19 protein-coding genes are annotated in these 24732 nt (G+C 38.5%); 7 read left to right on the forward strand and 12 right to left on the reverse strand.

Going from position 1 to position 24732, the window contains the following annotated elements; genetic code table 11:
* Positions 1–122 precede the first annotated feature (122 nt).
* From ABD985_RS07025 to ABD985_RS07040, 4 genes are all read right to left on the reverse strand, one after another.
* Positions 123–932 carry a rhomboid family intramembrane serine protease gene (locus ABD985_RS07025; RefSeq protein WP_345370400.1) on the reverse strand — a complete coding sequence of 270 codons (810 nt, stop codon included), beginning with the start codon at positions 930–932 and terminating at the stop codon, positions 123–125.
* A gap of 91 nt (positions 933–1023) precedes the next feature.
* A complete protein-coding gene (recJ, locus tag ABD985_RS07030; protein WP_345370402.1) occupies positions 1024–2742 on the reverse strand; it encodes a single-stranded-DNA-specific exonuclease RecJ in 1719 nt (572 codons plus the stop codon).
* 116 nt (positions 2743–2858) lie between these two features.
* A complete protein-coding gene (locus ABD985_RS07035) occupies positions 2859–3350 on the reverse strand; it encodes a hypothetical protein (protein ID WP_345370404.1) in 492 nt (163 codons plus the stop codon).
* Between the two features lie 495 nt (positions 3351–3845).
* Entirely contained in the window at positions 3846–5639 is a 1794-nt protein-coding gene (locus ABD985_RS07040; protein WP_345370406.1) for an ABC transporter ATP-binding protein, read from the reverse strand.
* Between the two features lie 258 nt (positions 5640–5897).
* Between ABD985_RS07040 and ABD985_RS07045 the strand changes: the two genes are divergently transcribed.
* The gene (locus ABD985_RS07045) at positions 5898–6827 is read left to right on the forward strand and encodes a DNA/RNA non-specific endonuclease (RefSeq protein WP_345370407.1); all 930 of its coding nucleotides are present in this window, start codon (positions 5898–5900) and stop codon (positions 6825–6827) included.
* 33 nt (positions 6828–6860) lie between these two features.
* Here the strand turns inward: ABD985_RS07045 and ABD985_RS07050 are convergent, their stop codons facing one another.
* The 5 genes from ABD985_RS07050 to ABD985_RS07070 all read right to left on the reverse strand — a co-directional run bounded on the left by ABD985_RS07050 (position 6861) and on the right by ABD985_RS07070 (position 13428).
* Complete coding sequence (locus ABD985_RS07050; protein ID WP_345370408.1) at positions 6861–8996, reverse strand: protein-disulfide reductase DsbD family protein; 2136 nt, start codon at positions 8994–8996, stop codon at positions 6861–6863.
* Between the two features lie 29 nt (positions 8997–9025).
* Entirely contained in the window at positions 9026–9331 is a 306-nt protein-coding gene (locus tag ABD985_RS07055) for a DUF4286 family protein (RefSeq protein ID WP_345370410.1), read from the reverse strand.
* 354 nt (positions 9332–9685) lie between these two features.
* Complete coding sequence (gene murQ / locus ABD985_RS07060) at positions 9686–10501, reverse strand: N-acetylmuramic acid 6-phosphate etherase (protein WP_345370412.1); 816 nt, start codon at positions 10499–10501, stop codon at positions 9686–9688.
* A 206-nt stretch (positions 10502–10707) separates the two neighbouring features.
* Positions 10708–12201, reverse strand: a complete 1494-nt coding sequence (locus tag ABD985_RS07065) for a sodium:solute symporter (RefSeq protein WP_345370414.1) — start codon at positions 12199–12201, stop codon at positions 10708–10710.
* Between the two features lie 3 nt (positions 12202–12204).
* Complete coding sequence (locus ABD985_RS07070; RefSeq protein ID WP_345370415.1) at positions 12205–13428, reverse strand: exo-beta-N-acetylmuramidase NamZ family protein; 1224 nt, start codon at positions 13426–13428, stop codon at positions 12205–12207.
* A 252-nt stretch (positions 13429–13680) separates the two neighbouring features.
* On the opposite strand from ABD985_RS07070, the gene ABD985_RS07075 reads away from it, so the two are divergent.
* A complete protein-coding gene (locus tag ABD985_RS07075; RefSeq protein WP_345370417.1) occupies positions 13681–14991 on the forward strand; it encodes a tetratricopeptide repeat protein in 1311 nt (436 codons plus the stop codon).
* Between the two features lie 145 nt (positions 14992–15136).
* Here ABD985_RS07075 and ABD985_RS07080 read toward each other — a convergent pair whose 3' ends face one another.
* Positions 15137–16435, reverse strand: coding sequence for a nucleoside recognition domain-containing protein (locus ABD985_RS07080; RefSeq protein ID WP_345370419.1), 1299 nt, complete (start codon positions 16433–16435; stop codon positions 15137–15139).
* A gap of 88 nt (positions 16436–16523) precedes the next feature.
* On the reverse strand, positions 16524–16976 hold the full coding sequence (locus ABD985_RS07085) for a hypothetical protein (protein WP_345370420.1): 453 nt from the start codon (positions 16974–16976) through the stop codon (positions 16524–16526).
* Positions 16977–17106: 130 nt separating this feature from the next.
* Here ABD985_RS07085 and ABD985_RS07090 point away from each other — a divergent pair, with 130 nt between their 5' ends.
* The 3 genes from ABD985_RS07090 to ABD985_RS07100 all read left to right on the forward strand — a co-directional run bounded on the left by ABD985_RS07090 (position 17107) and on the right by ABD985_RS07100 (position 21748).
* On the forward strand, positions 17107–17886 hold the full coding sequence (locus ABD985_RS07090; protein ID WP_345370421.1) for a hypothetical protein: 780 nt from the start codon (positions 17107–17109) through the stop codon (positions 17884–17886).
* Between the two features lie 18 nt (positions 17887–17904).
* On the forward strand, positions 17905–19143 hold the full coding sequence (locus ABD985_RS07095) for a S41 family peptidase (protein ID WP_345370422.1): 1239 nt from the start codon (positions 17905–17907) through the stop codon (positions 19141–19143).
* 91 nt (positions 19144–19234) lie between these two features.
* The gene (locus ABD985_RS07100) at positions 19235–21748 is read left to right on the forward strand and encodes a M14 metallopeptidase family protein (protein WP_345370423.1); all 2514 of its coding nucleotides are present in this window, start codon (positions 19235–19237) and stop codon (positions 21746–21748) included.
* 379 nt (positions 21749–22127) lie between these two features.
* On the opposite strand, the gene ABD985_RS07105 is transcribed toward ABD985_RS07100, so the two are convergent.
* Positions 22128–22622 carry a hypothetical protein gene (locus tag ABD985_RS07105; protein ID WP_345370424.1) on the reverse strand — a complete coding sequence of 165 codons (495 nt, stop codon included), beginning with the start codon at positions 22620–22622 and terminating at the stop codon, positions 22128–22130.
* 320 nt (positions 22623–22942) lie between these two features.
* Between ABD985_RS07105 and ABD985_RS07110 the strand changes: the two genes are divergently transcribed.
* Positions 22943–23674 (forward strand): LOG family protein, encoded by a 732-nt coding sequence (locus ABD985_RS07110; RefSeq protein WP_345370425.1) that lies wholly within the window; start codon positions 22943–22945, stop codon positions 23672–23674.
* A gap of 20 nt (positions 23675–23694) precedes the next feature.
* Positions 23695–24633: a lytic transglycosylase domain-containing protein gene (locus ABD985_RS07115; RefSeq protein ID WP_345370426.1), complete on the forward strand. Its 939-nt coding sequence runs from the start codon at positions 23695–23697 to the stop codon at positions 24631–24633.
* Positions 24634–24732 lie beyond the last annotated feature (99 nt).

Consider the following 24732-nt stretch of genomic DNA (forward strand, 5'->3'; position numbering starts at 1 on the left):
GTATTTTCTAATTAAACCGCATATTAAACTTATTTGTTATTTATCGGCTGAGAAGAAAGGGTATATGACAAACCTTTTCGAAAGAAGATAAGTATTCCTTTTAGTAGAAACAATGTATTTTTCTAATACAACGCTTTCATCCCCCACTTTTTCAACAGTAAAAAAGCAAATAACATCCCTCCAAGGTGAGCCAAATGTGCTACGTTATCCCCTGGTGTTCGTTGTAATTCTCCATAAATTTCAAATAAAGCATAGGCCCCCACTAAGTACTTTGCCTTAATTGGAATAGGAGGAAATAACAACATTAACTTAGCATTGGGAAATAAATATCCAAAAGCCAACAAAATACCATAAACAGCTCCTGAAGCTCCCATCATAGGTATATTCAACTTAAAATAAGTCAAATCATTCACAATCTGTCTACCCTGCCCAATCAATACAGAACTTTCAGGGTTTTGATCAAATGCTCCTGCAAATTCTTTCACCGCTTGTTGGTACTCAAATCGGAAACCAGAGATCCCTCCTACTCCCTCTCGTATAAAATTCCCGAAAGTCTCAGGAGATGGAGAGTTTAAATAAAGCTCTGCCAATTGCTCTAGTTGAAACTTGTCATAATAGTCCAGTGCAGCGAACATAGCACCCCCGCCCAGTCCAGCAACAGCATACATCAATAAAAATCGTTTTTGACCTAACGTACGTTCTAGCATAGGACCAAAAATAAAGAGTGCAAACATATTCCCTAACAAGTGCCCAAAGTCTGCATGTACAAACATATAGGTAATCACCTGAAATGGTTTAAAGCTCTCAGAGTGTATATAATGGTAACTAAATAAATCACGGATTGGTATGATATCAAATTGCTGTACAACAAATATCGCAATATTGATGATCAACAGATTCTTAACAACAGGGGTAATATTAAATCCTAGCATAAATTATTTATTCTGTAAGTTCTTCTAAAAATATCACTGTAAGTCTATACAAAGACTTACAGATTAAGTCCTTCTTTCCATGGTGAGAGGGTTATCCTACCCTTTCAGTACTCCTGATATCCTTTACCTTCAATTGAAAATAACGATGAGGCCCATAATGATAAGCTTGAATACTATAAGCCATATCAAACTCCCGACCACTCTTCAAAAATGACAAAACGTCAGGGTTAGCTTGATAAGACACTGCCTCAAAGCGATGTAAGCGTCCTTTTTGACGTACCGTGAACTTCATGTACCTTTCTTTCAATATACGTACTTCACCAGATACAGTTAGTCCTCTAGAAAAAAAAACTGCTTGTTTATGTTCTGGTCCCCAAGGTCGAAGTACTTCTAGTAACTCATAAAGCTCTAATGTGATTTCATCTAAGTGTAATTCAAGGTCTAATAATAAAGATTGCGCTGTCAATCTATCTGTTTGATGAACTCTTTCTATAGAAAGTGAGGCCATAAAACACTGCTCAAATACCTCTCTATGGTCAGCAGCTAACTGTAGTCCTGCCGCTTGAGCATGCCCTCCAAACTGTTGTAAAGTACCCTCACAGGTCTGCAGTATATTATATAAATTGATTTGATTAGCAGAACGGGCAGAACCTATAATCACTTCTTCTTTCTGTGTTAGTAATACGACAGGCTCCTGTACTTTCTCCGCACACCGGGAGGCGACAATTCCCAATACGGCTGCATGCCAATTCTTATTATAAAACACTCTGGTATCCGGTGCTGTTTTCAACAAAGTGAAAACCTCTTGTTCTACGGCTTCCTGTTCTACTTTTCTCTGTTGATTTAGCCACTCCAATTCTATCAATATATCGCTTACCTCCTGTTGCTCATCTGTAACCAGCAAGGATACAGACAAAGTCGCATTGGCCATACGTCCCGCTGCATTTAAACGTGGACCTATTTTAAAGACTAAATCCGATATGCTTATGGATTGTTGAAACTTTCCCACCCGTTTCAGCAAGCCTATTAATCCCTCTTTTGTGGTACTTCTTAGTTGTCTTAACCCCTCTCTGGCAAGAATACGGTTTTCTCCTTTCATAGGAACTATATCACAAGCAATACTCAGTACCAATAAATCCAGTTGCTCATACAAATGGTCTTCTGGCACCTCCATATAATCACAGAAAGCTTGTAATAATTTATACCCTACCCCTGCGCCCGAAAGCTCCTTAAAAGGATAAGTACAACCTGCTTGTTTAGGGTTCAATAAAGCATAAGCCTCCGGAATATCCCCTGTCACTTGATGATGATCACATATAATCACATCGATTCCCATGTGTTGTGCCATCTCTACCTCCTTTACTGCCGTTGTACCACAATCAAACGTTACAATCAGTCCACAGCCATGCTCTTTGGCAAACTGTACCCCCAATTCAGAAAGTCCATAACCTTCCACATAACGATCAGGTAAATAATAGACATAATGGGGATAAACATCCTTGAAGAATCGAATATACATACTCACTGCCGATACGCCATCCACATCATAATCTCCATAGAAAAGAATCCGCTCTTCCTCCTCTATTGCCTGCACCAAACGCTCAACAGCCTTTTCCATATTTTTCATCAAGAGAGGGCTATGAAGACGATCCATTCCTCCATATAAAAATGTCTCAGCAGTATCAACAGTAATCCCCTTTGACTGTAACAAAGGCATCAAGGATAATGGGATTTTATGATCGAGACAAAATTGTTCCAATAATTGATCTGCAGATGTTTCTATTCGTCTCCACTGGTACTTGGAATTCATGAATACGATTGATTTGGTGGGAATAATAAAAAAGAAGCTGTCACATAACAATTATGAAACAGCCTCCTATCCAATAAACACTCGGTCTATTTTATTTCTTATGTACCTTCAACTTCTTAAAACAAATGTCCAGATACCACGCCTTCTCTCAATAGAAGGTTGAAGATCAACACACCTGTGACCGTCCCTACCAAAATTCCCAAAATAAAGGTAATCGTATTATTCATAGATCCTTCAGAAGAAGAGTGTATCGCCTGTATCTCTTCCTTTACCTCTTCTGGTAATTTGTCCTCCAGCATCAGAAGGCTTTTTTCTTTCTCCCGAATTTCTGTTTGAAGATTTACGAGTAGTTCTTCTTTTTCCCTTACTTCCTGTTCTTTTACCAAAACACGGTGCTCAAAAACATTGAGCAGTTTATCTGCATTCGCTTTAGACGTTTTTAGCTCATCAAACAAATAGCGTACTTTTTCTTCCTCGGTAATGTAACGTTTTCGTCTTCCCTTCAATAGAAAAAACAGCATACCTGCTGTGGTTAATACAAAAAAGGCAGCCCAGAAATAGAAATATTGTTGCAAATGAAAAATAACCTGATACCAAGCGTCGTTCATCGGTTCTCTTGTTTAGTCTTTAAATGGTTCTCTCGTCGACTAGCTTTCAATAGTCTAAATATATATTAGGAAAAGAGGACTTTCCCAATTCACCGTTAATGTAACCATTCTTGATGAATTTGCATAAAGGCAGGTTTGGAATAGTTTAGATAAAGAAACATGAATCATCCTGTATTAACAAATGACTTAGTTTTCTGAGAATTCATCACTTTACAGCTATTTTACAAGCCCTTTATAAGCTTCTTCATTTTTTCCTTGATGAAAAAACGAAGCAAAAAAATCAAGGCTTTAAAGAATTTGCCTAATTTTTTATCGCAAAAGCTAAAAATTCCAAACTCGCTGCGCTCAGACAATGGAATTTTCTTAACGCTTTCACAATTAAAAATCTTAACGGCAATTCTTCAAGGCCATTTTTAAATATATAAAGGTACTTTTTTAAACAAAAAATAAGTTATCCCTTAAATGTTAATATGGGATGACTCATATTTCATCTCCTTACTCCTCCGAAGTTTCTACATCAGACTTGATTTGCTTTTCGTAAAGGTCCTTATAAAAGCCATTGGCTTTCATCAACTCCTCATGAGACCCCATTTCAACTACCTCTCCATCATTAAGGAAGATAATCTTATCCGCTAATTTGGCCGAAGATACCCTATGGGAGATAATGATACTCGTACGGTCTTTCATAATTCCCTTGAGGTTATTTAGAATAGCATTTTCCGTATTGGTATCTACTGCCGATAAACTATCATCAAGAATCAAAATCTTAGGTTTTCTAATCAATGCTCTTGCAATAGATGTTCTTTGCTTTTGACCACCAGAAAGGGTTATTCCTCTCTCTCCTACCATCGTACTTAAGCCTTTATCAAAACGCTTAATGTTCTCCCAAAGGTCAGCATCCTTCGCCGCCTGAATGATTTCCTCCTCCGATGCATCATTCTTACCAAAAGCAATATTGTTCTTTACGGTATCAGAGAACAAAAATACATCTTGTGGCACATACCCTATCTGATTTCTGATATGGGCGATATCATAGGATTTGATGTCCTTGCCATCAATCAACACTTTTCCATCAGTGGGGTCATACATCCTACAAACTAAGTTGGCAATAGTACTTTTTCCAGCTCCTGTTGTTCCTAACAAGGCCAATGTTTCTCCAGCTCCTACTTCAAAAGACACTTTCCTCACGGCTTTAATTCCTGAATCAGGGTAAACCAAACTCACACTATCAAATTGTATACTTCCCTGTACAGGATGTTTCAACTGTTCCGTAGAAACAATATCATTTTCTGTTTGTAAAAACTGATTGATTCGCTTTTGAGAAGCTGCCGCACGCTGTACAATACTCGTCACCCACCCCAAAGAAGTCACAGGCCAGGTTAATAGATTGACATACATGATAAACTCTGCGATGTTTCCAGCTGTAATACTTCCCTTAGCCACTTCTATTCCTCCTACATATACTGTCAGAATCGTACTCAGGCCAATTAAGGAAAGCATCAAAGGATAAAACAGTGCATTCACCTTCGAAAGTTTAAGCTGTTTATCTTTGTAATCATTAGCCGCATCATCAAACATACGAGCATTGTCTGATTCCCGAATAAATGCCTTGATCACACGAATCCCGGAAAAGGCTTCTTGCACAAACGTAGACATATTCGATAAACTCTCTTGTATATCCTCTGAACGCTTATTGATCAAGTTATTTACGTAGTAAATACTGATCGACAACAAAGGCAATGGCAATAATGCCCATAGCGTGAGGTTCACATTCACAGACAGCATGTAGCCAATCACCAATATACAAGATACCGTTAGGTTCATTCCGTACATCATCGCAGGCCCCAAGTACATTCTCACCTTTCCTACATCTTCAGAAATACGAGCCATCAAATCTCCAGTATTATTACGACGGTAAAAACTCAATGGTAGTGACTGATAATGCTGAAAAAGGTCATTCTTCATATCATACTCAATCTTTCGGGACATGACGATCACCGTTTGTCTCATGAAAAACAGGAAGACACCTCTCATCAAAGCCATTGCTACAATCAATAACCCATAGAAAAATACTGTCTGGTAAAAGTCACTTCGAAAAGCTTCCTGCAAACTACTTCCATCAAAAATATTATAGGTGTCAATAGAATCAATCACCAAGTTAAGGGCATGTCGTACCATTTGTGCTGGCACAATGGCAAAGATATTTGCCAACACGACAAATAGGACCCCTGACAATAGCATCCCTTTGTATTTGTATAGATATTTATTTAGATATTTAAGCTCTTTCATAAGATATGTTTTCTACAACTGATTGTCTCGCACACACTACCGCACAAAGGTAAGAAAAAGGGAATAAGTAGTGGACACCTATGTACAGGTATTGCACTTTACCTTCTTTGTTTTACAATATTCGCCCATTGTATTTTGTGGTCGATTTTTTGTACTATATCAATTCAAAAAGTATAAGATACCATTGAATCAAAAGAGGTAATGGATTAAACACTTATCTCCAATGAACAATTGTTACGTTTTAAATTAACCAAAGTAATGAAGATTCTGTTTCTGATTTTTAGCTTATTCCTCTTCTGTAGCTGCTCACCTAAAGAGAAAAAAGAAAGCCTCAGCGATAAAGTAGCCAAAGACTTATCAAGTCCTAAGCATTCTACAAAAAAGGTAGAGCCTATTACCCTTTCTCCTTCTCATAGCAAAAACGACAAAGGTACAACAACTCTAAATTACAGTATTCCCTCCTCTTTAAATTTTCTTCCTACCTCTACTACGGGTGTTATTATCAAACATAAAGCCTATACCTTATCCTATGTTGAAACACATGAACAAGCGGAATGGGTAGCCTATGAGCTAACCCGGGAAATGATGGATCAAAGACGCCGAAATAATATCAAGCGAAAAAATAACTTTAGAGATGACCCTTCCATTCCTACAGGATCTGCTTACCTAGACGACTATAAATACTCTGGGTATGACCGTGGCCACCTTGCCCCTGCCGCCACTGTAGGGTATACGATAGAAACTATGTCGGAGAGCTTTTACCTATCCAACATGAGTCCACAAGACCCTGATTTCAATCAGAAAAAATGGCGACTTCTTGAAGAGCAAGTAAGAGAATGGGGATTCAGGGAAAAAGCCCTTTATATCGTCACAGGGCCTGTATTGGAAGATGGATTAAAACAAATAGGAAAGCGTTCTCGCTCGGATCAAAATAATAAGCGCGTATCTGTACCTAATTACTACTACAAGATCATCATAGATCGTACGGATGAGCCTAAAGCCATTGCATTCCTAATGCCTAATAAGGAAATCAAGGACAGTATGGAAAACTATATTGTCAGTATTGATCACATTGAAGAGATTACTGGAATCGACTTTTTCCCTGCCTTGGAGGATTCCTTGGAAAATCGTTTAGAGAAGAAAGGAGATATTCGGGAGTGGAAAATTAATCCAAAAAAATTTCAGTAAAAGTAAGGGCGACCACGAGGGTCGCCCTTATTTTTATTTCTTAGAAGCTGTCAACTCATTTTGCTTCTTATAGTTCTCAATTCCTTTATCCAGGTACTGTACAAACTTAGTCGCATTTGGCTCATAACCTACTGGTTTTTTCACCAACAAATCGCCATCAGCATCTACCAGACAGTAGTAAGGTTGTGCAAGGTTTCCAAACTTACGACGCTCGAAGTCGAAGTTCTGGTCACCAATTGTTTTCTTTACCTGACCATCTAGTTCAGAAGTATACCACTCTGACTCTGGCAACTCAGTAGGGTCATCTACATAGAGTGCCACAATGATATAATCTTTTCTCAGACGTTGCATTACCCTTGGATCAGACCATACGTTGTCCTCCATCTTACGGCAATTAGCACATCCCTTTCCAGTAAAATCTATAAAGATTGGTTTGCCTTCTCTACGAGATGCTTCTGCAGCTTGTTCCCAATCAAAATACCCGTCCAAACCATGTGGCAAATCAAACAAATCATCATGCTTCACCATTTGAATCGATGACTGCTTTTCTCCCGATACAGGTCCGTGATAACGTAACTCTGTTCTTACCACTTCACCTAAATCAAAGCTATGGTGTGTTTGTGGAGGTAAAATACCTGAAAGTAAGTTTAGAGGTGCTCCAAACATTCCTGGAATCAAGTAAACCACAAAAGAGAATGTCGCTATAGACAACAACAAACGAGGCACTGATACCTTATCCAAAGGCGCATCATGTGGCAAACGTAGTTTTCCTAGTAAGTAGAATCCCATCAACGTGAAGATGACGATCCAGATCGCTACCATCACATCTTTATCCAGAATATTCCAGTGGTATACCAGATCAATCATGGATAAGAATTTCAGGGACAATGCTAACTCAACGAAACCGAAAACTACTTTTACGGAGTTCATCCATCCCCCAGACTTTGGTAGTCCATTCAGCAACTTAGGGAAAAGGGCAAACATGGTAAATGGCAAAGCGAAAGCCAATCCAAACGCTGTCATTCCCAAAGCTGGCTTCAAGAAATCACCACCAATCGACTGAATCAAGATCGTACTGGCAATAGGTCCCGTACAAGAGAAAGATACCAATACCAACGTCAATGCCATAAAGAATACAGCAGCCAAACCTCCTTTATCAGATTGCGCATCCATTTTATTTACCAATGAACTTGGTAATGTAATCTCAAATGCCCCAAAGAAAGAGATTGCAAATACGATAAACGTCAAGAAGAATAATGTATTGGTCAGCCAGTGTGTACTGATCTGGTTTGCAATGGCAGGGTTACCAAATAAAGGTGCCAACACCACTCCGATAAATCCATAGATCAATACAATGGATGTTCCATACAAGATCGCTTTTCCTTTACCTCCTTTCTGATTCGTAAAGAAAGACACCGTTAATGGAATCATAGGGAATACACAAGGAGTCAACAAGGCTCCTAGTCCTGACATAAACGCCAACACCATAAAGCCCCAAACAGACATTTCACCTTCTTCTGACTCCATCGATAACATACTCTCTTCTTCTTGTGCGTTATCTACCGTTGTCACTTGTTTTTTGACATTATCAGAAGCTGTTCCTTCCTGTGCTACCTCCTCAGCTTTCTTTTCAATAATTTGTCCTGTTCTTGGTTGCACTGCGGCTCCTGTCACTTCTTTCAAAGAAAACGTGAAAGCATTAGAAACCGGAATACAAGAACCCAATTTGTCGGAACATACCTGTCCTTTTAAGTTGGCTTTAATCGCAAAGTCTTTGCTTAGCACTTTTACCTTTTGCTGGAAGTTTCCTTCTTTCTTGAAATAAGAAATCTCTCCTTCCCAGGTTTCATCATATTTACGCTTTGGATCAACAGGAGTTAGTTCTCCTACCAATTCAAAAGTACCATTCTCTTCAAATTTCACAGAAGTCAGTACCGGCCCCAAGTCCGCATCAAAATCATTGGAATACAGATACCACTCTGGTTGTATCTTCGCCGTGAAGGTTAATGTAATCACCTCCCCTACCTCTGCAGACTGTGTTGACATTGAGGACTCCCATTTGACAGGAACCTGTGTGGAGGGACCACCAATCCCTTGCAGCAACTGTGCTTGGACACTCAATGGGATTAACCACAGAAGCCCAATAATCAGTGAAAAAAGTTTCTTCATCTTGTCTGTTCTTATTATAGTTGGTTCGCTTATATTTCTTTTAGAGTCGTTGCAAAGGCGGCATACTTCCCTCGATATTTGACATTCATCAATTGAAAAAATTCTTTTTCAGCACCTCCCTGAAACGCCAAAAGTGCTTCTACTCCTTTCAAATTAATCTGCATCGCAAATGTCTGTCCATTGCTCTCTGCTATTTCGTCTTGTAAATGCAGTAAACGATGAGACTCATATCCTCCCATTTTAGCCAATGCAGGTAAAAATTGTCCCTTCATCCATGCGACCCATTCGTGGGCTATTGCTTCATCAACATTTACCGTTACATTATATACGATCATAATCCTCTACCCTTGTTATAACTCTGAATACTAGTTGTTTCATTACAAATATACGGACTTTCCTACTGTGATATATGAAAATTCCTAGATATGTAACTTCTATTACACTACAACCAAATAGGCAAAAAGTTCAAAGTTTCTCTACCTTAATAACAATAGTTTTAGATTTTTTAGGAAAATTGCCAGTGTAGGTGGAGTGTTTATCGTTGGTGGTGACTGGTGGTTAGTGATTGGTGAAGTATTTTCTAATCACTAGTGACTAGTCACTAAATACTAATCACTAACAAACAAAAAATCCCCTCCAGAAAAACTCCGGAAGGGATCGTACCTCTCGTTTTCAAAAATATAAAAAGATTATTGCTTAAAGTTATCAACAGCTTTTCTCACTGATCCGTACTTCAATAGCAATGCATTCGCTTCCTCATAAGAGATCTCTCCTTCTCCTATTTCTTGCATAATCATTCGTGTACCACGGTCTACCAACTTCTCATTGCTCAACTGCATATCAACCATCTTGTTTCCTTTCACCTTACCCATTTGGATCATGGTAGACGTTGAGATCATATTCAGAATTAGCTTTTGAGCTGTACCAGACTTCATACGAGTGCTACCTGTTACGAACTCAGGACCTACTACTGCCTCGATAGCAATCTCTGCCTCTTTTGAGATTGCAGATCCTGCGTTACAAGTAACAGCTGCCGTCAATAACCCTTTCTCTCTTGCTGTTCTCAAACCACCAATAACATAAGGTGTACGACCAGAAGCCGCAATCCCCACCAAAGTATCTAGCTCATTGATATTGTGTGCTTCCAGATCCTTCCACGCTTGTGTTTCATTATCTTCTGCTGCTTCTACTGCATTACGAATGGCTTTATCACCTCCGGCAATCAATCCAACGACTAACCCTGGATCAGCACCATAGGTTGGAGGAATCTCAGAAGCATCCAAAATTCCCAGACGTCCACTGGTTCCAGCACCAATGTAAAAGATTCGTCCACCTTTCTTCATACGCTCTACAATACCACTTACTAATTGCTCTATTTGTGGGATTGTTTTTCCTACGGCCTCATGTACTTTTGCATCTTCACGGTTAATGTTTTGCAAAAGCTCGCCCAATGGCATTTGATCTAAGTTATCGTAATTTGATGCTGACTCTGTTGTCGATATCATATGCTAAATTCTATTATTATTTTGGACATGCAATGAGCATGCTCCTACGTTGAATAATCTCTTTCATAAAATTGGTTATCCATATATATGAACCCCAATTTGTATTCGGACGCGCCAGTGGCGTGTCCCTACGGTATGGTGCATAATCAATATACTACCCGTTACTCTATACCTATGATTCCCCAAATACATTCCTGTACCCTAAATTACGCCAATAAATCACCGGAAGAGTCACTCAATAAAGGCTCTTGCATTGGTATAAAGCGTCTTCCTGAAATAGTCCATAGTCCTATAAAGGTAAACAAGCCATTAACAATCAAAATTTCGAACCCAAACTTATACCCCCACAATAATTCCTCAGAGTTCGCATTCAGGATATAAGAAAATACAGGTGAAAGAATACACACTAAAGGTACCAAACGGTCTGCTGGCTTTCTCTTCGTCAACATACCAAAAGCAAATAACCCCAATAAAGGTCCATAAGTATATCCTGCGGCCTTGAATACCGAAGTAACTACCGTCTCATCATTAAACATCTTGAAAAGGATAATTACCATAACCATCAATGTAGAAAATCCAATGTGTACCACTCTTCTGATTTTCTTCTGTTTCTCCTCTGGCTGATGGCTAATGTCCATCATATCTACACAAAATGAAGTCGTCAGGGCAGTTAAAGCGGAATCAGCACTAGAGTAGGCTGCTGCGGTTATCCCTAATAAAAACACTGTCCCTGCCAACGTTCCAAAGTGCTCTAAGGCCAACGTAGCATACAAAGCATCTGTACGCCCCGGAATCTCCACCCCTTTGGCTTCTGCAAACATATATAGCATTACCCCCAATACTAGAAAGAGTACAGTAGAGATTACAAAAGTGATACTAAAACTTAGAAGGTTCTTCTGTGCATCCCAACGGCTCTTACAAGTCAGGTTCTTTTGCATCATATTCTGGTCCAACCCATTCATCACAATGGCAATAAAAATACCTGCGATAAACTGTTTGAAGAAGTTATTTCCTGCTTTCCCATCCCACACAAAGATGTCTGCATAAGGATGACTTTTCACTTCTGTTACTACTCCCCCTAAAGAAAGATCCAGCTCCGTAGCGATCAACCAAATGCTAATACCTACCGAAGATAGCATAAATAAGGTTTGCAAAGTATCCGTCCAAACAATGGTCTTAATCCCTGCCTTAAATGTATAAAGCCAGATCAGTAGAATTGTGATGAAAACCGTTACCCCAAAAGGTATATTATAAGCGTCAAAAAAGAAGAGTTGTAAGACCAATGCCACTAAGAAAAGCCTGAAGGAAGCACCTATCGTTTGAGAAAGCATAAAGAATAAAGCCCCCGTTTTATAAGAAGCATTTCCATACCGATCTCTAAGGTATTCATAAATAGAAGTCAACTTCATCCGATAATACAGGGGGATCAGCACAAAGGCAATGACCCAATACCCTACAAAGTTTCCTAATACAAATTGCAGATAAGACCATCCACTCCCTCCTACTGCCCCCGGCACAGAAATAAAGGTAACTCCCGACAAGGAAGCCCCTACCATTCCAAAGGCAACCAAATACCAAGGTGATTTTCGGTTTCCGGTAAAAAATGTATCCTTATCCGCTCCTCGGGAAGTCAGATAAGAGATCAACATCAATACTAAAAAATAAGCGACCAGGATCGCTAAGACGTAAGTTGGTTTCATCGTTTATTCAAAGTCTGGATACAACAAATATTTTTTACGCATCGCTTTATATACTTGTAAAGAAGGTGCCCAACTATCTCTGATTTCCTCTTCACTCTTTCCTTCTTCTACTTGCTTTCTGAGTTGATCAGTACCTGATAGTTTATCCATAAACGACGCTCTCGTAAATAACTTCTCTCCCTTGTTTTCAAACTTGCGATGCCATTCCAGTAAATAGTTTAAAGAAAACCCTTTTGTCTCTACCTGACGAAGATCTACCCCATAGCACTCCTCTCCTTTTAGTTTAGGATTTTTTGCGGCTCCTGGAATTGATCGAGGTTTAAAAGTGAAACTTCCCATTCCTTTCTCCTTATAGCCTATTACCTGAAAAGGAAAGTCTGTTCCCCTTCCAATACTTACCGGTGTTGCCTCAAAGAAACAAATAGAAGGGTATAAACGAATCGACTGGTCATTAGGTAGGTTAGGTGATGGTTTAATAGGTAAGCTGTAAGCCATCTTATGGGTATAGTTTTTCACAGGAATGACCGTTAACTCACAAGTCTTCTCTCCTTCCAACCATTTTTCTCCATTGATCATCTTTGCTAACTCTCCTACAGTCAGTCCATGAACAATAGGAATAGGATGCATCCCTACAAAAGACTGAAAATTCATATCCAATATTGGTCCATCCACATAATCACCATTGGGGTTAGGACGATCCAATACCAGCATTTCCTTATTGTTCTCTGCACAAGCTTCCATCATATAATGCATAGAACTGATATATGTATAGAAACGTACCCCTACATCCTGTATATCAAATAGCACTACATCAAGCTCTTTCATAAGGTCTGCTGATGGTTTCTTATTTTTTCCATATATAGAAATTATCTCCACTCCCGTCTTTGGATCTTTAGAGTCTTTGATATGTGCTCCAGCATCGGCATCTCCTCTAAAACCATGCTCAGGAGCAAAGATATATTGGATATCTACTCCTAGCGCATATAAAGTATCCACCAAGTGTGTATTTGCTATCGTAGAAGTCTGATTCACCAGCATTCCTACCTTCTTTCCTTTTAGGAGTGGTAGATAGGCTTCCAGCTGTTCTGCACCCACTTTTATGGGGCCTTGCTGAACTGTCGAAGGTTCTTTTTTATTATCTTTCTCCGTACTATTGCCATTGATACAGGAAGCTAAAAATAAGCTTACTACCGTTGTGATAAAAAAAGTAAGTCGTTTATTGTTCATGATTTTAGGAAGGGTATGCTGTTAAAAATATTGTATGGACTTTTACGTTCTCTTCTAAAAGAAAAATCTCAAAAGTGCTTTTAATATTACCTATTTCAAGTAGTGATTATAAATATATTTGAAATAAATATGGTCTTAAGGGTACACCCTTAAAATTTTACAACCCATTGATTCGTTATTAAAATTACGCAACTTGCAAACACAAAATGTGGTCACAGCCACCATCTCATTCGTCATTATTCCTGTTTTGATATGATTCAGAAGAAACTGGTCTTATGTTTATTTTTTGCCGTGCTCTTAGGTCCTCTCAAAATGGCTTTTGCCCAAAATGCATTAGCCTATTATGTCATTGGGGAGAAATTCAGAGAGCATAATGAGCCCCTAAAAGCTATAGACCAATATAACAAAGCCATTAAAATCGACCCGGCTAATCCACAGTTCCACTATCAAAAAGGAATGTGTTACCTTTCGCTTAGACAATTTGAAAATGCCTTAAACGCTTTTAAGGTGGCGGAAGAGTACAATCCTAACAGTCTGGAGACACACAAGCGACTATACAATATCTACATGCAAAAAGACTACTTTGATGATGCCATCTATCATTTAGATCGCATTTTTGAATTAAGTCCTCATGAAAAGATAAAAATTCAAGCAAAATATTCGATTGTCAGTATCCTCTTTAAGCTAGAACGTTTATTAGACACTGAAAAACACCTATTGGATCTCCTCAAACTGAATCCTATTGATACCCGTGCCTTGTTTTTCTGTGCTAAACTCTATAATGAGCAAGGCAACTATACAAAAGCAAAAGAAGCAGCTTTAAGTGCATTGCAACACTTACAAGGGCAAAACTACAAAGTCACCGTTCCTTATTACTTTGAATTATGTAAGTCTTATTACTACTTAAAAGAATATAATGCGCTAAACGAGGCGATACAACGAGCAAGCTACGGACGATACAGGGAGCTGGTTTTTCCCTATACCAGTATGTTTAAATTGCAAGTAGCCAATTGTTATTACAATACCTTTGATTTTAAAACGGCTGCTATCATACTACAAGAAGCCTTGCAACAAGGAGGAAATGAAGAGGCTATTTATCAGTTACAGTTAAAGATTTCGGGGAAAAAAGCCGATAAAAGTAAGCTTATCGAACATTGTCTCATTCGTATTCAGGAACAACCCGATACGCTGAGAGTAGCTCAATACCTCGCAGAACTCTCTAACCTATATATGGATCAAGGCAATTATGCCAAGGTCATCCAAACCACAGAGCAATGCCTTAAAATAACACCCGATAATTATAAGCTGGAATACCTAAAGGCCATTGCCTTTATTCAATCCAACCAAAGAAAGCAGGGGATTGAAATTCTGGAAAGAATTACGACTTATAGAGGTCTAAATGTTAGAACAAAAGCTGCCTTTAACTTTACCTTAGCCCAAGCTTATTTGCTCGAAAAACGTAAACGCGAAGCTGACTTGCGTTTGCTTAAAGCTAAGATTGATACGCAGTTCAAGTATGCCGTTATGTATCTGCAAGAACAAATCACACAACAAGAACTCTAAAAACTTGTTCATGGTGTTTAATTGAGCTTCGCTCGTTCATAATGTTTAGGTGAAATTTTTCTTCATTCAAAAGAACAACTAAACATTATGAACGAGCGAAGCTCAATTAACATACGCCGTGTAGCGGTATCAACAAAAGTAACTCCTAGTGGAAAAAGACATAGGACATCACAATGGCGGCAATCACACCAATCGCATCCGCAAATAATCCGGCACCAATTGCATATCTCGTCTTTTTGATATTTACTGCACCAAAATAAACAGCAATAATATACAAGGTAGTATCTGTAGCACCTTGCATCGTACAAGCTACCTTGGATGCAAAAGTATCAGGTCCCATAGAGCTCATTAACTCCACCATTAACCCTCTGGCTCCACTACCACTTAAAGGTTTCATCAAACCTACTGGCAGGGCAGGCACAAAGTCGCTGTTTAGCCCTACATAGGCAAAGCCATACTTAACTAGGTTAATAATAATATCCATCATACCGGAAGCCCTGAAAATCCCGATAGATACCAACATGGCTACCAAATAAGGAATAATCCTTACAGCAATATTAAATCCTTCTTTTGCTCCATCGATAAAAGCTTCATAGGCATTAATCCTGCGATAGAAGGCTAATCCCACAAAAGAAGCAATCACACTAAATAATATAAAGTTACTTAGTAAGGCCGAATAGAACTTCACGTCTTCCTCCCCCATATGGGTAAAGGTATAAATCATTACACCAATCAAACTGATAATACCCGCTAGATAGAGCATAACTACTCGATCAAACAGATTGATTTTTTGATAAAGGGACACGATGATCAATCCAGCAATAGAAGAAATAGCTGTAGTCAACAAAATTGGTATAAAGACGTCTGAAGGTTGTGCTGCTCCTGCTTGTGCCCTATACATCAATACAGTGATTGGAATCAGGGTCAATCCTGAAGTATTCAAGACCAAGAACATGATCATAGGGTCTGAAGCGGTATCTTTATCCTTATTCGTTTTCTGCATTTCGTGCATAGCTTCCAGTCCCAAAGGAGTTGCTGCGTTGTCCAATCCCAACATATTCGCTGAAAAGTTCATTAGGATAGGTGTCATTGCCGGATGATCTACCCCCAAAGAAGGGAAGATACGTTTAAAGAAAGGCCCTACCAATACCGATAATACCTTCACAATACCACCTCTTTCTCCCACTTTCATCAATCCCATCCACAAAGCCATTGTACCCGTCAAGCCTATAGAGATCTCAAAAGCAGTCTCAGACATTGCAAAAGTACTGTCCACTATTTTCTGGAAGACCAAAGGGTCTGCATTGATAGACGTCTGTATTGCAGAAATAATCTCTGAATTAGCGATAATGCCGGTCTCTATACCGTACCAAAGTATTAGCTTAAGTAGTGCTACAATAAATGCGATCAGGATAAACCCTATCCATATGTAATTTAATGCCATACCTCAATTAATTTGTCCATAGAAAAAAAGTCACTGAATATAATGTTCAGTGACCTCCTTATATTATTACTATAAATATGTTGTCTCATTATTCTAATAAGAGAGACTCTATGCGCTCTCCTTGTACTCTTTTTTGATTCACAAGCTGTGTCTTGTGTACCCTAGCTTCTTCCAATGAGTGAAAGTTTCCCTGAAAAGATTGCACGGTTATTGAGAAAACCGTTTTAGGGTATTTCTCTTCCAAATGTTTCTTGAAGGAAGTTAAAAGTCGATACTTCTCATCTTTCCAAAATATTTGGTCAACCATCAAGATTGGTGAGAAAATATGCGTATCGCCTGAAATACAGTTCTGTCTAGTAATCTGTAAATAAGTGTAGAATGAACGCGATGACTTTGATTTCTTAACCATTGGGTCTCCTTCTCCTGCATTAACAAGTACTACCGAAAAAAAGCTTAGACACAATGCGCCCAAAATCTTCAAAAAAAGTTTGTTAGAAAGCATATTCAATAAACGTTGGCTGTTGGCTAAATAAGGATTCATCTCTAATTTACTATTTTTTATAAATATTATGCAAGTAGGGTTTAGAAAATACACTTATTTTAAACTATTAATTCAAGTATGAATCATTTACATGATGATTAGATAACATTTACCCAACGATAAATAAAAGATGAAAAAAATAATCTATAGTTGGATACTGTGTTTGTATCCACTATTCAGTTATGCTCAAGATAGTATTCCTCCCGATGCTTACCCCGTCAAACATTCATTAGGGCTTCACCTGCACTCCTTAGTGAATCAAACTTTAGACCATAGTATCTCTTCTTTAACCTATTTGGGAGGAGGAATTGGAGGAGGGGTTTCATATGAGGCCACTCATCCCAAGCGATTTCAGCAAGTCAAGCTACATACAGGCCTTAATGCCATGGGACCTATTACAGGAAACGAACTATCTGATGCATTACAAGGGGCTTTTCATTTTATTATTGGGTATGATTATCTTAGGAGTATAATCCGTCAACCTTCTTATAGATTGCTTTTAGGACCTTCTTTTATCTCTCAAAGTAATATTCGCTACAATACACTTCTCTCCAACAGTGCCGTAACCTATGATAGTTTTAGTGGACTAACCCTTTCTGGCAGATTGGAAGCTTCGCTACCTATACGACATAGAACTCTTCGTCCTTACTTACAAACACAATTAGGGATCTTAGGCCTAGGAATAAGACCCTTTTATGCCACTACCTTAAAAGTAGATACCCTATACACCTATCTAGCAACTATAGGAAACCACCCTTTCTTTCTTAATGAGCTAGGGATCAATTACCCTCTACAAAATGGGAACGCATTGGCACTATCCTACACATGGAACTATTATAGTGTACATGAGTTTAATACCGTTTGGAATGCCACACACTTTCTTCGCTTCTCTCTATTTTTCGATCTTTAGTTCTCCCTTTCTTCCATTATGAAAAAATTTACCTTCATCTTCTTTATACTGCTTTTATCTTTTTGCTTTGGGTGTGAAAATATCTTCTTTGATCGCAAACCCGATGAAAACCCAAAAGCTTTATTTGAAAACATGTGGACTACCATTGACCAAAAATATTCTTTCTTTCAGTATAAAGATATTGACTGGGATGCCATCAGACTTCAATATAATCCCCTTATACAAGACGATATGAGTGATGATGAATTATTCAATGTGTTAGGAGACATGCTTAATGAATTACAGGATTGGCATGTTAATCTTAATTCTCGTACGGATATTAGTCAATACGAAGGAATCAATAGAAATGAAGATGAGAATGGCTTCTTCACTCGTTTTGAACAGGATTTTTACGATCCAAATATTTTGGAAGAGCAGTACTTCATTCAAACAAATCAAGCAGATGAAGACATTAAAGTAGCCAACGGCTTCTTGCATAAGATATTTACTCGTACAATTAACGGGAATACTGAAAAGATCGGCTACTTACGTTTTAGTAGTTTCTCTCTCTTACTAGACACTAAAGCATTTGACGAAGTAAGCCTACGGTTTAGACAAGAAAATGTCAAAGGGGTTATACTCGACTTAAGAAATAATGGCGGAGGTTTTCTAAGTAGCGCTCAAAACTTAGCCGCTTCTATCATTCAAAGAGAAGATAGTGATGTTGCCTATTCTATCTATAAAAGTGGCCCTGCCCATGACGATTTTACAAGCCCTGTAGCTATTTCTATTACACAAAGAGATACAAACAACTTATTCAACTTCCCGGTAGCATTGTTACTCAATCGAAATAGTTATAGCGCTAGCTCTTTTTTTGCAGCCTTTATGCGAGCACCAGGGTTTGAACACGTAAGAAGTTTTGGTAACAATACAGGTGGTGGTAGTGGCTTACCTTCTGATTATCAATTAGCCAATGGGTGGAACTATCGCTTTTCAGCGACTCGTACTTATAGCCCGTACATTAATCCCTCAGATATTTTCATCGGTGAAGATCAGTTTATCACGAATTCCGGTAGTCCTCTATCTCATCCAAATGGTGGATTTGATTTTGAAGCTGGAGTTCCCGTTGAATTCCCTGTATCCTCCGAGCAATTTGAACGTTATCGAGAAGAGCAACTCGACTACTTAATGGAAAGTACGATGCGATTATTAATAAACAATAGCACTGTAGAGTGGCAATCACTACCTAAAGGCTCCTCTATTGACTTTGACCTTTAAACATAGAGAACTCATAGAGGTCTCTCCTAAATTGCATTATTTTCATATATTTACACATCAATTATAAAATTTCCACGATTACTATCCGTATATGAAAAAACTATTCTTTTACCTGCTGCTTTGGGTAACCGTCACTCCTTCCCTAGCTCAAGTCACCTCCCCTGAGGAATTTTTGGGATACCCTATAGGTGCTTCTTTTAGCTTTCACCATCAAACCATTGAGTACTTCAAGCAAGTGGCTAATCAAAGTCCCTTGGTACAAATCAGAAGTTATGGAAAAACCTACGAAGGAAGGGAGCTGCTTTATGCGATTATCACCTCTGAAAAAAATATGGACAAACTAGAGGAATTACGCCAAGCCAACTTATACACTGCTAATCTCACTTCAGAAAATAACACAGAAAGTCCATTACCTATCGTTTGGTTCAGTCATAATGTGCACGGCAACGAGGCTTCTTCTATGGAAACCTCTATGCAACTCCTTTACGAGCTTGCAACCCAAAAACACCCTCAAACACAAGAGTGGCTGGATAATATGATCATTATGATTGATCCTTGTGAAAACCCTGATGGAAGAGATCGGTACGTCTATTGGTACAAGCAAAAAAGAAATCGTATTACCAACTCCTCCAAATACACTTGGGAACATCAAGAACCTTGGCCATCAGGACGTTTCAACCATTACCTCTTTGACTTAAATAGAGATTGGGCCTGGCAAACACAAATCGAGAGTCAACAAAGAACAAAAGTTTATCAGCAATGGATGCCCCATATCCATATTGATTTACATGAAATGAATCCAGAGTCTACTTATTTCTTTGGACCTGCCGCAGAGCCTATGCATGAGGAAATTACTAACTGGCAAAAAGACTTTCATCAAATTGCGGGTGAACACCATGCCCAGCACTTTGATAAACAAGGATGGAGTTACTTCTCCAAAGAAGTCTATGACCTTTTTTACCCTAGCTATGGAGATACCTGGCCTATGTTCAATGGTGCTATTGGATTTACCTTTGAACAAAGCGGTAGCGGTAGAGCGGGGGTTTCATACCTTCAATACAGCGGGGATACTATCACATTGAAAGAGCGAGCTGAACATCATTTACTCGCAAGTTTATCTACCTTGGAGATCGCTTACAAGAAACGTAAAGACTTACTACACTCCTTCAAAAAATACTTTGAAGAGGGACCCAAGAAGGGGCATCAAACCTTTATCGTGAATAATCAGGGGAGCAATCAACAAAAGGTTAATGCACTTAAAGAATTATTAGAACAACAGGGAATTACCTATGCCTATGCAGATACCAAAAAAGACCTGCAAGGCTTTAATTACGAAAAAAATAAGAAAAGTAATTTCTCAGTCAATAAAGGAGACCTTGTTGTTTCTACCCGACAGCCTAAAGGGAAATTAGTATCAGTACTGTTTGAGCCAAAATCTTCTTTATCAGATTCCCTTACCTATGACCTTACAGCCTGGTCGGTTCCTTACATTTTTGATGTTCCAGCCTGTATGATTAAGGGAAATATCAATACCCGAAGTACTCCTGTTGATTCCCTATTCACATATCCTGACTTTAAGTCTGAGCATTACACTTACATTTTACCTTGGGATGACTTGAACAGTAGTATTATACTCAGTCAACTATTACAGAAAAAATACAAATGTCGAATGAGTCAGAAGGAATTCAGTAGCAACACTTCTGATAATAAACATACATTCCCTGCTGGCTCTATTCTTATCTCCAAAGCAAGTAACCAAACCTTTAGTCAAGAAGAGCATCAATGGTTAGTAGATTTAGCAAAAAAATATGCTCATCCTCTCTTCACTACAGCTAGTGGTATGGTACTCGAAGGAAAGGACTTTGGCTCTATGGCTTATCCATTTATTAAAACTCCTAAAATTGCTCTGTTAGCAGGGGAAGGACTATCCCCTACTGCTGTAGGAGAATTGTGGTACTTTTTCGAACAAATATTGCAGTATCCTATTCATATCATTGATATCAACCATCTAGAACAAGCCAAACTGGAGCAGTATACTGTAATCATTGCTCCTTCTGGAAAATATGAAGATCATCTGCAAAAGGAGCTTCTGAGATATGGGAAAGAAGGAGGAAAACTTGTCTTATTAGAGAAAGCTATTAACATCGCTACCACTGATGAAGATACTGCCTTATCCAAGGCAATTAAGGCGAAAAACAAATCAGAAAACCGTGTCAACAAGTATGCTGCTAATTCTCTGCTGTATGCTATGAAAGAAAGGGAACGACTTGCGCACAACAGCGCTGGAAGCATTTATGAGATTGACTTGGACATTTCTCATCCGATTGCTTACGGAAAAAGTGCAAGTACCTTTATTATGAAAAGAAACAATACTACTTACCCTCTTTTAAAGAGTGGTTGGAATATCGGTACCTTCCAAAAAGATGGACTTATCAGTGGCTTTGTGGGACATCAGCTTAAAGAAAAAATACCTATGAGTCTTTCTATTGGACAAGAGCAATATGGAAGTGGATCACTTATTTACTTTACTGACTCCCCAGTATTTAGAGGGTTCTGGAGAGGCAACATGCTCTTGTTTAGCAACACACTCTTTTTTAACTACTAAAATATGAATCATCCCATATTAACAAATGGCTTAGCTTTCTGAGAATTCATCACTTTACAGCTATCTCAAAAGCCCTTTATGAGCTTCTTCATTTTTTCCTTGCCACCGTGGCCCGGATGAAAAACGAAGCAAAAAAATCAAGGCTTTGAAGAATTTGCCTAATTTCTAATCGCAAAAGCTAAAAATTCCAAACTCGCTGCGCTCAAACAATGGAATTTTCTTAACGCTTTTACGATTAAAAATTTTAACGGCAATTCTTCAAGGCCACTTTTAGATATATAAAGGCACTTTTTAAAGAAAAAAACATGAGTCTCCCTTAAATATTAATATGGGATGATTCATGTTTCTCTTTGATCTTTCAATCTATCTAATATACAGGCTAGTCGTCTTCGCTAGAAAGCTCCTCTCCTTCCCTACCTACTTGCTCATATAACTCCTGAATTATATTGAGTTGATCCACAACTTCTCCAGACAAGAACTTCCCAACCTTTCCTGTTTTAAATCTTATAAGACAGGTTTTACTCACCTCTTCTCCTCCCCTAGTTACTACTTGTCCACCTGTTTCAGTATGAATTGTAAAGGCTCCCTTCTCCTTCAATAGAAAAAAGTGGTTTTCTTCCTCCAAATAAACTGTCAATGGATAATAAGCATAGTCTGCCTTCTCCACATCAAAATAACGAACGTATAAAGTCTTATTTTTTTCATCAAAAATTACATTGACATAATATATACGTTTGTCCTCCTCTGATGGTAAAATTATCTCTTCATTACTACTCACATACAATCTCATATTAATATCTGAAACCACCTTGCGAATCATAGTATATTGATCTTTTTCTTTTTGCTGAGCATAGGTATGATGTATTGTTGACAAGGCTATAATTCCAACAATTAATCGTAAAGAAATTTGAGAGATGAAATGCATGGAAATGGTTAATAAGTAGGAAAATGATATAGGTTTCAGTAAATGATCTCTTTCTCCGAGACACTACTATCGAAAAACTATTCGCCTACGATATAAAGTTCCATTACATAAGATGATTCTCCTGTTTGCAACGAGAGTTCAATTTTGAGTGTTATATCACTACCCAAAGGACTAGTAAATCATAGATTATGAATATAATAAGAGTCCTTTTGTAGAGAGATATAATGGCTACATCAGCACATCCACACAACACATAGACTTACATTCTTATGAAAGAGAAGAAGCAACAGGGTTTTCAGAAAAAGCCCCCCCATATCAAACATTTTGAACAAAAAAACTGGAGTGAGATAAAAAGCACCAACTCCTGGGTGATCTTCAAAGTAATGGCTGAATTTGTAGAGGGATTTGAAAAACTAAGCCGCATAGGGCCCTGTGTCTCTATATTTGGTTCGGCTAGAACCAAGCCTGAGCATCCATACTATCAACTAGCAGAAGAAATTGCGTATAAAATTGTAGAACATGGATATGGCGTAATATCAGGTGGAGGTCCCGGAATTATGGAAGCGGCCAACAAGGGGGCACATCGAGCTGGAGGCACCTCTGTTGGACTAAATATTGAATTACCCCACGAGCAAGAACATAATGCCTTTATCGACCGGGATAAATTGATTAACTTTGATTACTTTTTCGTTAGAAAGGTTATGTTTCTAAAATACTCTCAGGGTATCATTGTCATGCCAGGAGGATTAGGAACATTAGACGAATTCTTCGAAGTATATACTCTGATCCAAACCAAAAAAATTGGAAAATTCCCCATCATTCTGGTCGGAAAATCATTTTGGTCAGGTCTTATCGAGTGGATCAAAAACGTTGTACTAGAAGAAAACATGAATATTCATACCGAAGACCTCGAGCTTATTAACATTGTTGATACTGCCGATGAAGTTGTTCAAGTCATTGACTCCTTCTATGCGCAATACTTGCTTTCACCCAACTTTTAATCATAAAATTAACCAGAATCGTGTTGAATCAATCCGCCATTTACAGTATCACACTCTGTTGCCTTTTTCTCACCTTCAGTTGTGGAAAAACAACAGAACAACCTATAAAGAACAAAGCCGTTGCTCAGGTAAACCAGACAACTCCCACTTCTCCTTCTTTGGAAGAGAAACAAAAAGTCTTGATGAACCTCAAAGTTCCTCAACCATACTCCTTCTGCGATGAACCTGTCAACTTAAAGGATATCGACGTACAGGAACGTTTTGAGAGAGAATTATATGTCAACACCTTTTGGCACTCCAACACCATCTTATTACTCAAAAGAGCTCATCGTTGGCTCCCAGTAATTGCTGAAATATTGAAGGAAGAAGATGTTCCGGAAGATTTCAAGTTCTTACCTTTAATAGAAAGTGGTCTGACTAACGTTACCTCTCCAGCAGGAGCTAGTGGCTATTGGCAATTCTTAAAATCAACCGCAAAGGATTATGGCCTTACCGTCAATAAGGAAGTCGACGAGCGCTACCATGTGCAAAAGGCTACCCGTGCTGCTTGTCATTACCTAAAGAAAGCAAAAGAACGTCTAGGTTCTTGGACATTAGCTGCAGCAGCCTATAATAGAGGGGTCACAGGTATAGAGCGAGCACTAGAAGATCAACAAGCAGAAAATTACTATGATTTATTGCTCAATGAAGAAACCTCTCGTTATGTCTTCCGTATTTTAGCGATCAAGGAAATCTATCGTAACCCTCAGAAGTATGGATTCCCACTCTACAATAGCAGCTATTACACCATGGAAGATCTAAAATATCAATCTGTCTCTGAAAGTGTTGGTAACCTTGCCTCTTTCGCTAAGAGTCATGGGATTTCTTACAAATTATTGAAGCGATATAACCCTTGGCTTAGAAAAAATAAGTTAACAGTTAATAAAGGAACCTCATATCTTATCGCTTTACCGAAGTGATATGCTTAAATATTACAATTATTTCAAGCGAATTACGATATTTGCAAACTGCATAAGTTTCAGGAGTTCTGGAAGGTTATAGTGCTTCCATGCCAACAC

The organism is Algivirga pacifica (genome assembly GCF_039543525.1).
GTDB classification, from domain to species: domain Bacteria; phylum Bacteroidota; class Bacteroidia; order Cytophagales; family Flammeovirgaceae; genus Algivirga; species Algivirga pacifica.

What these genes read in the sequence shown, in the direction of transcription:
- ABD985_RS07025 (WP_345370400.1), bottom strand. Translation starts at nt 932, where the DNA reads ATGCTAGGATTTAATATTACCCCTGTTGTTAAGAATCTGTTGATCATC.
- recJ (WP_345370402.1), bottom strand. Translation starts at nt 2,742, where the DNA reads ATGAATTCCAAGTACCAGTGGAGACGAATAGAAACATCTGCAGATCAA.
- ABD985_RS07035 (WP_345370404.1), bottom strand. Translation starts at nt 3,350, where the DNA reads ATGAACGACGCTTGGTATCAGGTTATTTTTCATTTGCAACAATATTTC.
- ABD985_RS07040 (WP_345370406.1), bottom strand. Translation starts at nt 5,639, where the DNA reads ATGAAAGAGCTTAAATATCTAAATAAATATCTATACAAATACAAAGGG.
- ABD985_RS07045 (WP_345370407.1), top strand. Translation starts at nt 5,898, where the DNA reads ATGAAGATTCTGTTTCTGATTTTTAGCTTATTCCTCTTCTGTAGCTGC.
- ABD985_RS07050 (WP_345370408.1), bottom strand. Translation starts at nt 8,996, where the DNA reads ATGAAGAAACTTTTTTCACTGATTATTGGGCTTCTGTGGTTAATCCCA.
- ABD985_RS07055 (WP_345370410.1), bottom strand. Translation starts at nt 9,331, where the DNA reads ATGATCGTATATAATGTAACGGTAAATGTTGATGAAGCAATAGCCCAC.
- murQ (WP_345370412.1), bottom strand. Translation starts at nt 10,501, where the DNA reads ATGATATCGACAACAGAGTCAGCATCAAATTACGATAACTTAGATCAA.
- ABD985_RS07065 (WP_345370414.1), bottom strand. Translation starts at nt 12,201, where the DNA reads ATGAAACCAACTTACGTCTTAGCGATCCTGGTCGCTTATTTTTTAGTA.
- ABD985_RS07070 (WP_345370415.1), bottom strand. Translation starts at nt 13,428, where the DNA reads ATGAACAATAAACGACTTACTTTTTTTATCACAACGGTAGTAAGCTTA.
- ABD985_RS07075 (WP_345370417.1), top strand. Translation starts at nt 13,681, where the DNA reads ATGATTCAGAAGAAACTGGTCTTATGTTTATTTTTTGCCGTGCTCTTA.
- ABD985_RS07080 (WP_345370419.1), bottom strand. Translation starts at nt 16,435, where the DNA reads ATGGCATTAAATTACATATGGATAGGGTTTATCCTGATCGCATTTATT.
- ABD985_RS07085 (WP_345370420.1), bottom strand. Translation starts at nt 16,976, where the DNA reads ATGAATCCTTATTTAGCCAACAGCCAACGTTTATTGAATATGCTTTCT.
- ABD985_RS07090 (WP_345370421.1), top strand. Translation starts at nt 17,107, where the DNA reads ATGAAAAAAATAATCTATAGTTGGATACTGTGTTTGTATCCACTATTC.
- ABD985_RS07095 (WP_345370422.1), top strand. Translation starts at nt 17,905, where the DNA reads ATGAAAAAATTTACCTTCATCTTCTTTATACTGCTTTTATCTTTTTGC.
- ABD985_RS07100 (WP_345370423.1), top strand. Translation starts at nt 19,235, where the DNA reads ATGAAAAAACTATTCTTTTACCTGCTGCTTTGGGTAACCGTCACTCCT.
- ABD985_RS07110 (WP_345370425.1), top strand. Translation starts at nt 22,943, where the DNA reads ATGAAAGAGAAGAAGCAACAGGGTTTTCAGAAAAAGCCCCCCCATATC.